General features: G+C 64.8%; 8 protein-coding genes, 1 tRNA gene and 6 pseudogenes. 9 read left to right on the top strand and 6 right to left on the bottom strand.

Translation table 11 applies throughout. The annotated features are described in order from the left end of the window. Together JCM25156_RS04740 and def are read right to left on the bottom strand one after the other, a co-directional pair. A pseudogene (locus tag JCM25156_RS04740) lies at positions 1 to 316 on the bottom strand (rpsU-divergently transcribed protein); the annotation flags it as partial. After that, complete coding sequence (def, locus tag JCM25156_RS04735) at positions 313 to 843, bottom strand: peptide deformylase (RefSeq protein WP_025812306.1); 531 nt, start codon at positions 841 to 843, stop codon at positions 313 to 315. The pseudogene JCM25156_RS04740 and the gene def, both read right to left, overlap by 4 nt. A 239-nt stretch (positions 844 to 1,082) precedes the next feature. Between def and rpsU the strand changes: the two are divergent. Then, positions 1,083 to 1,285: pseudogene (gene rpsU, locus JCM25156_RS21570) on the top strand (30S ribosomal protein S21). A gap of 113 nt (positions 1,286 to 1,398) precedes the next feature. Then, a pseudogene (locus JCM25156_RS21565) lies at positions 1,399 to 2,763 on the top strand (sensor histidine kinase). Positions 2,764 to 2,783: 20 nt separating this feature from the next. Here the strand turns inward: JCM25156_RS21565 and JCM25156_RS21560 are convergent. Beyond that, positions 2,784 to 3,352 (bottom strand): annotated as a pseudogene (locus JCM25156_RS21560) (outer membrane protein assembly factor BamE). Positions 3,353 to 3,536: 184 nt separating this feature from the next. On the opposite strand from JCM25156_RS21560, the pseudogene JCM25156_RS21555 reads away from it, so the two are divergent. The 7 genes and pseudogenes from JCM25156_RS21555 (at position 3,537) to JCM25156_RS04685 (ending at position 7,980) form a co-directional block, all read left to right on the top strand. Continuing rightward, positions 3,537 to 4,066 (top strand): annotated as a pseudogene (locus tag JCM25156_RS21555) (YceD family protein). Positions 4,067 to 4,237: 171 nt separating this feature from the next. Continuing rightward, positions 4,238 to 4,441, top strand: a complete 204-nt coding sequence (gene rpmF / locus JCM25156_RS04710) for a 50S ribosomal protein L32 (RefSeq protein WP_003620805.1) — start codon at positions 4,238 to 4,240, stop codon at positions 4,439 to 4,441. A 165-nt stretch (positions 4,442 to 4,606) separates the two neighbouring features. Beyond that, positions 4,607 to 5,698: a phosphate acyltransferase PlsX gene (plsX, locus tag JCM25156_RS04705; RefSeq protein WP_025812305.1), complete on the top strand. Its 1,092-nt coding sequence runs from the start codon at positions 4,607 to 4,609 to the stop codon at positions 5,696 to 5,698. 83 nt (positions 5,699 to 5,781) lie between these two features. Further along, positions 5,782 to 6,753 (top strand): beta-ketoacyl-ACP synthase III, encoded by a 972-nt coding sequence (locus JCM25156_RS04700; RefSeq protein ID WP_025812304.1) that lies wholly within the window; start codon positions 5,782 to 5,784, stop codon positions 6,751 to 6,753. Between the two features lie 100 nt (positions 6,754 to 6,853). Beyond that, positions 6,854 to 7,177 (top strand): integration host factor subunit alpha, encoded by a 324-nt coding sequence (locus JCM25156_RS04695; protein ID WP_025812303.1) that lies wholly within the window; start codon positions 6,854 to 6,856, stop codon positions 7,175 to 7,177. Then, on the top strand, positions 7,174 to 7,821 hold the full coding sequence (locus tag JCM25156_RS04690; protein ID WP_025812302.1) for a MerR family transcriptional regulator: 648 nt from the start codon (positions 7,174 to 7,176) through the stop codon (positions 7,819 to 7,821). The genes JCM25156_RS04695 and JCM25156_RS04690 overlap by 4 nt, the downstream gene beginning before the upstream one ends. An 85-nt stretch (positions 7,822 to 7,906) precedes the next feature. Continuing rightward, positions 7,907 to 7,980, top strand: a tRNA-Pro gene (locus tag JCM25156_RS04685). Positions 7,981 to 8,065: 85 nt separating this feature from the next. On the opposite strand, the gene JCM25156_RS04680 is transcribed toward JCM25156_RS04685, so the two are convergent. From JCM25156_RS04680 to JCM25156_RS30740, 3 genes and pseudogenes are all read right to left on the bottom strand, one after another. Next, positions 8,066 to 9,220 carry an AI-2E family transporter gene (locus JCM25156_RS04680; protein ID WP_025812301.1) on the bottom strand — a complete coding sequence of 385 codons (1,155 nt, stop codon included), beginning with the start codon at positions 9,218 to 9,220 and terminating at the stop codon, positions 8,066 to 8,068. A gap of 59 nt (positions 9,221 to 9,279) precedes the next feature. Beyond that, entirely contained in the window at positions 9,280 to 10,080 is an 801-nt protein-coding gene (locus tag JCM25156_RS30745) for a prolyl oligopeptidase family serine peptidase (RefSeq protein WP_242402472.1), read from the bottom strand. A gap of 117 nt (positions 10,081 to 10,197) precedes the next feature. Continuing rightward, positions 10,198 to 11,364: pseudogene (locus JCM25156_RS30740) on the bottom strand (S9 family peptidase); the annotation flags it as partial. Positions 11,365 to 11,383 lie beyond the last annotated feature (19 nt).

Genomic DNA, 11,383 nt, shown 5'->3' with positions numbered 1-11,383 from the left:
CAGTGGCCAGCCGGAACACGATGGCGGCGCGCACGCGGCGGCTGATCCTGCGGCTGCGGAACTGGTCCGTCGCGGCCAGCATGTCCCGGTCCATGAGGTCGAAACAGGCTTCCGCCACCTGGGCCATCCCGCCGGGGAAGAGGAGGTCGGCATCCGCGCTCATGCACTGTTTCAGCAGCGCGGGGGTCCAGGGCTGTTGCCCCGCGCGCGGGTCGGCCAGGAAGCGGCGCAGTAGCGTATCACTTTGTGGTGAATGTGCAAGGGCGGGGGGCTGGAGCGCGGACGTCGCGGCCGCGACCAGAACTGAAAGATTCATGCGGGTTCTCCGTAACGCGCCATTTCCGTGTCAAATCCCATGCGGGCCAGATCCGTCATCCGCATGGGGTACAGGATCCCGTTCAGGTGGTCATGTTCATGCTGGAATACATTGGCCAGAAAGCCCGATGCAATGCCATGGATTTCCTGTCCGTGCTCATTGACCCCCCTGTAGGCCACGCGTTCGTACCGGGGCACCCAGCCGCGCAGGCCGGGAATGGACAGGCAGCCTTCCATCCGGTCCGTCATGGCATCATCCACCGGTTCCACGACCGGGTTGATCAGGGCGGAAGGCGGGCAGGCGGGAGACTCCGCATCCGTGCGTCGGGCGGCGGGAATATGGTACACGAACAGCCGCAGGCTCTGGTGGACCTGCGGCGCGGCCAGCCCCACGCCACCGGCGTCCAGCATGGTTTCGATCATGTCTTCCACCAGGGTGCGGATGAAGGGGGCCTGCGGATCCGCCACCGGGCTGGCGGGCTGGAGCAGGACCGGATGGCCCATCCGGGCGATCTTGAGCAGCGTCATGCGGGCAGAGCCTTTGTTCTGTCATGGGGCAGGAACCGCGCCTGCCGGGGGTGGGCGAAAGGGGGCATGAAATTCGTTTGGCCGATATGCGGGAATGATTTGTGTTGCCGGGCGGGAGTGTGATATAGCTGCGGCCCGTTTGGGAATCGCACGAAGGGAATAGCCTCGGGCGGATGTTCCCCAAGTTTCAGTTTCATGCGCCGCCCATACCGGATGGCCGACCAGGAGTTGATGACCCAGTGCAGGTTCTCGTTCGTGACAACAATGTTGATCAGGCCCTCAAGGCCTCAAGAAAAAAATGCAGCGTGAAGGCATCTTCCGCGAAATGAAGCTGCGCCGTCATTACGAAAAGCCGTCCGAGCGCAAGGCGCGCGAGGCCGCTGAAGCCGTGCGCCGCGCCCGCAAGATGGAGCGCAAGCGCCTGGAGCGTGAAGGCTTCTAAGCCACACGTCATCGGAATATGGGTCTGACCCGCGAAAAGCCGGCTTCTGCAAGGGAGCCGGTTTTTTTGCGTCCGAAAGGGAAAGCATGAACGCCCCCCATGGTGCCGAAAACATGCGCCCCGCCCCGCAGGGGTGGCGCAGGATACGTGAGCGTCTGGTCCGGCGCATCCTGCCGCGTTCCCTGCTGGGGCGGATGCTGCTGATCGGGTTCATCCCCCTGCTGGTGACGCAGGCGATCTCGCTGGAGCTGTTTTACGGCAACTACCTCCAGATCGTCTCCCGCCGCCTGTCGGGCAACATGGTCACCACCATTTCCATGACGCTGGACATGCTCGAACGCTACCCTTCGCCGGCGGACCGGCAGTGGATACTGGATGACATGGGCAGGCGCGCGGATCTGGTCATGACGTGGCGCGAGGGGGCCAGCCTGCAGAAAAGCGGCACCAACCACGTGCTTGGCCCCATTGACGATTATCTGGTGCGCGACCTGCGCGACAACGTGCCGTGGCCGACTCTGGTGGACTGGAAGCAGCCGCACCGCCACATGGTGATTCTGGTGCAGGTGCCCGGCGGCATCCTTCAGGTCGTGGCGCTGCGCAAGCGGCTGGACGTGGCGCCGGTCTGGCTGTTCGTGGCGTGGGCCTCGGGCAGCGCGCTGGTGCTGTTTCTGATCGCGGCGCTGATCATGCGCAATCAGGTGCGCGCCATAAGGCGGCTGGCGCGGGGCGGCGGAACTGTTCGGGCTGGGGCGCGACACGGTGCCCATCGTGCCCGAAGGCGCGCAGGAAATCCGCAAGGCCGCCGTGGCCTTCAACCGCATGCGCGACCGGATCAACCGGTTCGTGGAGCAGCGCACCACCGTTCTGGCCGGTGTGTCGCACGACCTGCGCACGCCGCTGACGCGCCTTCGCCTTTCACTGGCCATGTTCCCGCGCGCGGGCATGATCGACGCTGGCGACCTTCAGCCTGACATTTCCGACATGATCGGGGATATCGCGGAAATGGAACGCATGATCGAGCCTACCTGTCCTTCGCCCGGGGCGAGGGGGCCGAGGTGCCCGTGGTGATCCGGGTGGAGGAGATGTTCGAGGAAATCGCCGCCACCCAGCGCCGCATGGGCGCGGATATCGCCATCGGCATGGTCATGCCGCCCGACCTGACCATTACCGGGCGCAGCAACGCGCTGCGCCGCGTCCTGAACAACGTGGTGGAGAACGCGCGCAACCATGCCGACCGCATGGAGCTTTCAGCCGAGCGCGCGCGCGGGCAGGTCATCCTGTACGTGGATGATAACGGCTGCGGGGTGGAGGAATCCCGGCGTGAAAGCGTGTTCCGTCCGTTCGAGAGCGGGAAGGAAGGGGGCACCGGCCTCGGCCTTGCCATCGCGCGCGACATCATTCACGCCCATGGTGGCCATATCGCGCTGGAAGCGGGACCGCTCGGAGGGGCGAGGGTGCGGATCATCCTGCCCGAATAGCCGCTCAGGCGGCCCGTGGGTCAGGGCAGGGAGTTGCCCTGTCCCCCATGGCCCGGCCCGCCGTTCATGCTGTTCATCGGGCCGGTGCTGCCGCCATAGGTGCTGCTCATCTGGCTAAGCGGGTTGTAGCGGCCCACATTGCCCAGGATCTGCTGCATGACGTTGATCTTGGTGCCCGGCGTGGGTGTGCTGCCCGAGGCCATGCTGACATAGCGGGCGTCGTTCTTGTGCAGGACGCGCATGTTATGCAGGATGCCGTCCTGATCGAATGTCAGCACCACCGCTTCCTGCTTGCGTATGCGCGGGAAGCTGATGGGGGCCAGCACCTGGGTCATGGAGACATAGACCCATGTATTATCGTCAAACGTGGCGTGCGCGGTGGGGGAGCCAGGGCGTCCATCACATCCGTGCGCGTGCTCTGCCCGGTCTTGAGCTTGTTGTAATCATCCGGCTCCACCAGCGAGCCGCGTTGCAGGACCGACGGCTTGAACAGCGAGCAGCCCGAAAGCCCGACCGCCGCCCCGATGACAGCGCACGAAAACAGGCGTAATGAACGGGAGCGGGGCTGCTTGACCTGGGGTGACCTCATGGTCCGGAAAATATCCTGCAATAAGGGCATGGCGCATGGCGCGGTTCGTCTTTCCGGTGCCCGATTGGGTAAATGAAGTCAATCGCAGATCGCCCCGCCGGTGGAAAAACACGCAGGGCAGGGCAATATCGCCATCAGGCCCCGCCGGGCATGGCCCGCGAATACACGCGCAGGAGTATGACGCATGGATGCAGAATTTTCCCGTCCCATGGCCGTGGGGCGCATCCCGGCCAAGGGCATGGAAACCGTGGTCGAGGCATCGGAGGACGAATGCCGCCGGCTGGTGAAGCGGCTCGGGATCGTGGGGCTGCGCAACCTGTCGTGCCGCTACCGGCTCAAGCCGGGGCGCGGGGGGAAGTGCTGGCCGAAGGGTGGCTGACCGCGCATGTGACGCAGGAATGCGTCGTGAGCCTTGAAGCGTTCGAGGACGTGCTGGCGGAATCGTTCACCGTGCGCTGCATCCCCGCCGAACGCTTCCGCGAGGAAGACGAGATCGACCCCTTCGCCGTCGATGAAGTGCCCTATGAGCGCGACAGCATCGATCTGGGCGAACTGGCGACGGAGGAACTCTCCCTCGCCCTCGATCCGTATCCGCACAAGCCGGGCAGCAGGATTCCGCCCGAACTGATGGCGCCGGAGGAAACCGCGCCGGAGGAAACCGGACGCAGGCAGCCTTTTTCCGCCCTGGCCGAGTTGAAAAAAAAGCAGAACTGACGCAAGGAAGAGGCCGAGGAGGGGGAAACTCGCCAGACGTCATGCGCATCATCCCTTGCGCAAGTGCAAATGGTCTGCTAGAGCGCCCCCCTCAATTATTGATAACTGACCGGTGTATCGCCACGAGGGTGTGCCTGCCGGTTGTGATCCAGATCGGAGGGGCCCGGGCCCATGGCTGTACCCAAGAGAAAAACCTCGCCGTCCCGTCGTGGCATGCGTCGCAGCCATGCTGCGCTGCCTGTCCAGGCGCACGCGGAATGCTCCAACTGCGGTGAGCTGAAGCGCCCGCACCATGTCTGCAGCCATTGCGGGCATTATGACGGGCGTGAAGTCGCGTCCGCCGGCAAGGCGCTGAAGACGGCGGTCCGCGCCTGACAACAGCACGCCACTGGCGTCATGACCCGGTAACGGCGCGATTCACAACGGTCGCGCCGGCGGGCGCCCCACGGGGCGTCCCGCCCGGGATGCGCGGGGATATGGTCATTTCAAAGTGTATATCCTGATCTTGCGCGTTTCTTTCCTACCCGGCACAAGACGAGCATGAGCGAGACAGGTTCCTCCTTTTCCGAGACTGGGTCTTACACCCTTGCCATTGATGGCATGGGGGGAGATGGCGGTTCGGAAGTTGTGGTGGCCGGACTGGCGATTGCCGCGGACCGACATCCTTCAGCCAGAATCCTTCTGGTCGGGGACGAGGCGAAACTGTCCGGCCTGCTGAGCCGCCATCCACGCGCGGCCGCCATCTGCACAATCCGTCCGGCCCGTTCGGCCATTTCCATGGACATGAAGCCAACCGCCGCGTTGCGGGTGCGCGATTCGTCCATGCGGCTGGCCATGGACGCCGTGGCGCAGGGCGAGGCGCAGGGCGTCGTATCCGCTGGCAACAGCGGGGCGATGCTGGCGCTGGCCAAGATCGTGGTCAAGACGCTGCCCGGCATCACCCGCCCCGCCATGGCGGCCATAAGCCCCACCACGCGGGGTGATGTGGTCATGCTTGACCTCGGGGCCAACGTGGCGTGCGACTGGCGCAACCTTGTCGAATTCGCCGTGATGGGCGAAGCCTTCGCCAAGGCGGTGCTGGGGCTGCCCGCGCCCACCATCGGGCTGCTCAATGTCGGGTCGGAGGAGCTGAAAGGCGACGACCGGCTCCGGCAGGCGGCGGAAGTGCTGCGCGGCAGTTCGCTGGGCAGGCAGTTCCACGGCTTCGTGGAAGGGCATGACATCACGGCGGGCACTACCGATGTGGTGGTGACGGACGGCTTTACCGGCAATGTGGCCCTGAAAACGGGGGAGGGCGCGCTGAAAATGGCGTTTACCCTCCTGCGGCAGGTCTTTACCTCCAGCCTTCTGGGCCGGATCGGCTATCTGCTTGTCCGCCCCGGTCTGGAGCGCATGAAGGAATGGCTCGATCCACGCCGTTACAACGGCGCGGTGTTCGTCGGGCTGAACGGAGTCGTGGTCAAGTCGCATGGCGGGACCGACGCGGAAGGATTCGCGGCGGCGGTCGATGTGGCGATGGACATGGTCACGCACCGCTTCAACGATGGAATCCGTGAGCGCTTGGCCCGCATGGAAAGCCTGACATCCGTCAAGGCGAACCCGGACCAGTCGCAGGCGGTTCCTGCATCCTGACCCAGTGACATCCGGTAGGACGGGCAGGCCGCGGTGCATGCCTCCACCTGTGTATGTGAGATGAGAGTGGTGGAAAAACAGGCATGATGGCGAAACGCTCGCTTCTGTCCGGGTTTGGCGGTTATCTGCCTGAGCGGATCGTTACAAATGATGAACTCGCCTCCCGGCTCGATACATCGGATGAATGGATTCGTGGCCGCACCGGCATCGCCCAGCGCCATATAGCGGGGGAAGGCGACACCGCCGTTTCCATGGCTGCGCGGGCCGCGCGTCAGGCGCTGGACTACGCGGGGGCCGCGCCCGCCGATGTGGATGCCATAATCGTCGCCACCAGCACGCCGGATCAGGCATTTCCCTCCACCGCGGTACGTGTGCAGGCGGAACTGGGCATGACCTCGGGGTTCGGGTTCGATCTGGCGGCGGCGTGTTCGGGGTTCATCTATGCCCTGTCCATGGCGGATTCGCTGATTCGCTGCGGGCAGGCCCGATCCGCGCTTGTCATTGGCAGCGAAGTCTATTCACGCATTCTTGACTGGTCCGACCGTGGTACCTGCGTGCTGTTTGGCGATGGCGCGGGCGCGGTGTTCCTGACCTCGGCGGATGCCACAGGTGACGGGGCGGGCATCCTGTCTACGCATCTCCATTCCGATGGCCAGTATGGCGACCTGCTTTTTGTGGACGGCGCGACCGGCCAGCACGACAAACCGGCGCACCTGCGCATGCAGGGGCGTGAGGTGTTCCGCCATGCGGTGGGCAAGCTGTCCTCCTCGGTTGATGAGGCGCTGGCCGCCAATAACCTGACCCATGCCGATGTGAACTGGCTGGTGCCGCACCAGGCCAACCTGCGCATTATCGATGGCGTGGCCCGCAAGCTGGCGCTGCCGCCGGAGCGCGTGGTGATCACGGTGGACCGGCACGCCAATACCTCGGCGGCCTCCATTCCGCTGGCCATGAACGAGGCCGTGCGCGACGGGCGCATCCGCAAGGGCGACCTCGTCCTGCTCGAAGCCCTGGGTGGCGGGCTGACATGGGGATCGGCGCTGGTCCGGCTCTAATGTCGTTTCGGTGCAACATTGCAATGAATGGTTGATGAAACCGGCGTTTCATCAACGACATTCAATTGACGATGGCGACGCGCATGCATAACGTTTACGCATGAGCACAGTGACGCGCGCCACTCTGGCAGAACAGATATATGATCAGGTCGGCCTGTCCCGCCATGAATCCGCCGATATTCTGGAAGATATTCTGGAGCGGATGGCGCGGACGCTTGAGGCTGGCGATACCCTGAAAATCAGTGGATTCGGCACGTTTTCCGTCCGGCAGAAGGGGCAGCGTACGGGCCGTAATCCGAAAACGGGCGTGGAGGTACCGATTCTGCCGCGTTCCGTTCTGGTTTTTCGCCCCAGCCAACTGCTTCGCGCCCATGTCAACGGTCAGGCCGCCGATGCGGACCTGCCCGAAGGAGATGAGGAATGAACGCGCAGTACGATCCGGCTGAAGCCAACTGGCAGGACGGTCATGGCGTAACGGGTATGGACGGCCTGCCCATTTACGATGTGGCGCGTGAACTCGGTCTGGCCCAGCATGTCATGCGCATGTGGGAGACCCGCTTCCCCCAGCTCGCCCCGCTGCGCGGGCAGGGCGGGCGGCGTTATTACCGCCCGCATGATATTGCCGTGCTGCGACGGATCGCGGACCTGCTCTATGTCCGTAAACTGTCCGTGGCGGAAGCGCAGGCGGTGCTGGGTGGTGACGCCGATGCCCTGACGGATGAAACCGCGCCCGTGCAGCCGCAGGCTTCCTCCCCCCCGCCGGAACCTCCGCGGCCCGAACTGATCGAATCCGTGGCCGCGCCCGATGTGGTGGTGGAAGAGGTGGTCGTCAGCACGCAGGCGGCGGAAGACGAGATCGAATCCTTCGCCGCGACCGCCGCATCGGCCATACAGGCGGCACTCGATGAAAATGGCGAAGAGCAGGCCCGTGATGAGGCGGAACAGCCGCTGGAACAGGTCGTGATGATCGAGCTTGAACGCCTTCAGGCGGAAAACATGGCGCTGCGCGACAATCTGCGCGGCGTGCTGGTTGAACTGCAGGCCCTGCGCGCCATGGTGCCGGTCTGATTTATCAGTTTTTTTTCGGGTTTGGTTCAGAACATGCCTTGCGGTCCCCCCGTGAGGCTGCTACACCCTGCCCATCGCAGACAGGCGGGCAGTAGCGCAGCCTGGTAGCGCATCAGTCTGGGGGACTGGGGGTCGTGGGTTCGAATCCCGCCTGCCCGATATCCCTGTCTGCGATAAAACCCTTTTTTGGTCAGAGACGATCAGAGCATCCCGTTTGGGATGCTTTTTTTTATGCCCGCTCCCGCTACTCGCGCGCCCGGCTCCAGTTCAGCCACAGCATGTGCAGCACCGCCATGATGGCGGGGCCCATGAACAGCCCCAGCAGGCTCCAGCTTTCAGCACCGCCCAGTATGCCCGTCAGCACCCACAGGAAGGGAAGCTGCGTCGAGCCACCGATCACGGCGGGCCGCACCAGATGGTCTGCCAGCAGGATCACGGCAATCCCCAGCAATATGATGGCTATGGCGGTCAGCATCGCGCCGGTGTTGATCAGCACCAGCAGGGCGACGGCGGTAATGGCGATGATGGCGCAGAACGGGATCATCGCGGCGATGGCGGTCACCACCCCGAACAGGAAGGGATGCGGCGCGCCCGCCAGCAGGTAGGTGACGCCCATCAGCATCCCTTCGCCGATTCCCACCAGCACCAGCCCCGAGACCGATCCATGGACCGAGGCGATGATCTGCAATGCGATCCGTTCGCCGCGTTTGCCAAAGGCGCGGCGGGAGACGTTAAGCGACTGGCGGATGACGGCGTCGCCATCCTTGAGCAGGAAAAACAGGGTCAGGATGGCGAAGGCGAACAGCAGCACCCGGTGCAGGACCTGTGTGCCGAGCTGCTGCGTGACCTGCACCCCGCGCCCGATGTTCAGCGTGCCGAGCAGGGCGGAGACATCGGCCGGATCCCTGAGATGCTCATTCCACCATGTCTCGATGGCCACGCGGCCATAGGGCAGGCGGCTGGTCCATTGCGGCAGGGGGATGCCGGAATGGCGGGCGTCATTGAGCAGCCTGAGCACGCCTTCGGCCTCACGCCCGGCCTCAAGGGCGAAGAGCGCCAGCGGCCCGAGGAAGATAAGGGCGATGACCAGCGTGAACAGCAGCGGCAGCAGGGCGCGCTGCGTGCGCGAATGCCACCGCAGCCGGGCGCGGACATAGAGCGGCCACGAGGCGATGGCGAAGATACAGCCCCAGATCAGCGACGGCAGGAACCCCCGAACCGTGTAAAGCGCCAGCAGCACGAAAAACAGCGCCAGCGCCGCGCGCGCCATCCGCTGGGTGCGCCGTGTTTCCTGGAATGAACGGAAATTACGCATCGTGGATAGAGGATCGGCCTTCTCCCCCCGCAGGTGGAGATACGGACGATCCTGATCCGCGTTGTGGGGATCCGTCATGATCATTCCTCTGGAAACGGGCTCAATTCTGTGCGGACGGTAACCGGAACGTTCCTGCAACGCCATTAATCCCGTGTTGGCGCGGCGGTTTCAATGGCCCACAGGGCGAAAGCATGGATCAGGGCCGCTTCCTTCAGGGAATCGAAGCGCCCCGTGGCCCCCCGGTGCCCGGCCTCCATGTTCGTGCGCAGCATGATGGGCCGGTCGGAACGTGTGTGATCGCGCAGGCGTGCCACCCATTTCGCCGGTTCCCAGTAGGTTACGCGCGGGTCCGTCAGCCCCCCCATGGCCAGGATGGCCGGATAGGCGCGTGGCCCCACCTGTTCATAGGCGGCATAGCTGGCAATCAGGTCATAGGCCTGCGCGTCTTCCAGCGGGTTGCCCCATTCGGGCCATTCCGGCGGTGTCAGGGGCAGGGATGCGTCGGACATGGTGTTCAGTTCATCCACGAACGGCACGACCGCCACGATTCCGGCAAACAGGTCGGGCCGCATGTTGGCGATCGCGCCCATCACCATGCCGCCAGCCGAGCGCCCGTCCGCCACGATACGCCCCGCGCTACCGAATCCCGCCTCGGTCAGGGAGAGGGCGCAGGCGATGAAATCGCTGAACGTATTGGGCTTGTTGCGCCCCCGGCCGCCCAGGAACCAGTCCCACCCCTTTTCCGATCCGCCGCGCACATGGGCAATGGCGTAAAACCAGCCCCGGTCCACCAGGCTGAGCACGCGGGTGGAAAATACCGGGTCGATGGCATGGCCATATGCGCCGTAGCCATACAGCAGCAGCGGCGCGGAACTATCAATGGGGGTGTCCGCCCGGCCCAGCACGGTTACGGGCACCTGTTCCCCGTCCGGGGCCTGCGCCATGAGCCGCCAGCAGCGATACTGCGCCGGGTCATGGCCCGATGGCACGGTCTGCCGCATGAGCAGGCGGTCCGCCCGCGTGGCCATGTCATAGGCATGCCATTCGCGCGGGGTGGTGGGGGATTGATAGATGTAGCGCAGCTCGGTCGTGTCGTATTCGTAGCCGCTGCCGAAGGTCAGGTCATAGGCGGCTTCATCGGGTTCCAGCGCGTGGGTCGCGCCGTGCAGGTCACGGATGACGATGCGCGTATTGGCGTTGCGCCGTTCCCGCCATGCCAGATGGCCCGACCACACCACGCAGTCGGTGATGTAACGCCCCGGCTCATGGCCCACCAGATCGCGGCCAGCTGGCGCGGGCGGGGGCCGTGTCGGGCGTGGTCATGAGCTTGAAGTCCCGCGCGCCATCGGCATTGGTCAGGATGATGAAGTGATCGCCTGATGGTGGAGGCCATAGATCAGCCCCGCCTGCCGCCCGGCGGCGCAGGCCGCCGGGGCCAGCGGGTCATGGCCGGGGATCAGCCAGGATTCGGATGTGTCGTGGTTGCCGCTGGAAATGATGATCCACCCGCCCGAGCGCGTGGTCTCGACACTGACGAAAAAGCCGGGATCCGCTTCTTCATACACCAGCGTATCCGCTTCCTCTCCGATGCGGCGGCGATAGACGCGCGCCGGGCGGCCATGTTCGTCGCGCCAGACCCAGAACAGGTACGCGCTGTCGGGGGAAAAGACGAAAGCGCCGCTACAGTTTTCAACCGGCGGCAGCGTCCCGGCCTCCTCCGCGATGCGGCGGATGCGGATACGGTAGATTTCCGATCCCTGCGTATCTTCCGCATGGGCGAAGAGCGTGTGGTCGGGGCTGTGGCTGGCGGTGGCGACGGCGTAATAGTCATGCCCGCGCGCCGCCGCGTTCACATCCAGCAGCACCTCCGTCGCCTGCGGGTGGGCGGCGGGATGGCGTGTATAGACCGGGTACTGCGCGCCGGGGGTGTAGCCGGTCTGGTACAGGAACGGCCCGTGCGGCACGGCGGGATAGGTTTCATCGGGCTGCATGCGCCCCTTCATTTCCGCCACGAGTTCGGCCTGCGTTTCCCCGGTGCCGGACAGGATGGCGGCGGTATAGGCGTTTTCCGCCCGCAGATGCGCGGCGATGTCCGGCCGGAGCAGGGACGGATCACGCAGCACGTTCTGCCAGTTGTCGTCCTTCATCCACGCATATTCGTCCTGCCGCGTGCGGCCGAGCTGCGTGATGGCGCGGGGTATCTTGCGGGGGGTGGGGGGAAGCGTCATCGCATGGGTCCGTTCCGCG

This window comes from Komagataeibacter kakiaceti JCM 25156 (assembly GCF_000613305.1).
Note: the sequence above shows the minus strand (reverse complement) of the source record. Positions and strands in the feature narration are given on the sequence as shown.

Coding starts and splice junctions, on each gene's coding strand:
- def (WP_025812306.1), bottom strand. CDS start 843: ATGACGCTGCTCAAGATCGCCCGGATGGGCCATCCGGTCCTGCTCCAG.
- rpmF (WP_003620805.1), top strand. CDS start 4,238: ATGGCTGTACCCAAGAGAAAAACCTCGCCGTCCCGTCGTGGCATGCGT.
- plsX (WP_025812305.1), top strand. CDS start 4,607: ATGAGCGAGACAGGTTCCTCCTTTTCCGAGACTGGGTCTTACACCCTT.
- JCM25156_RS04700 (WP_025812304.1), top strand. CDS start 5,782: ATGATGGCGAAACGCTCGCTTCTGTCCGGGTTTGGCGGTTATCTGCCT.
- JCM25156_RS04695 (WP_025812303.1), top strand. CDS start 6,854: ATGAGCACAGTGACGCGCGCCACTCTGGCAGAACAGATATATGATCAG.
- JCM25156_RS04690 (WP_025812302.1), top strand. CDS start 7,174: ATGAACGCGCAGTACGATCCGGCTGAAGCCAACTGGCAGGACGGTCAT.
- JCM25156_RS04680 (WP_025812301.1), bottom strand. CDS start 9,220: ATGATCATGACGGATCCCCACAACGCGGATCAGGATCGTCCGTATCTC.
- JCM25156_RS30745 (WP_242402472.1), bottom strand. CDS start 10,080: ATGGCGCAGGCCCCGGACGGGGAACAGGTGCCCGTAACCGTGCTGGGC.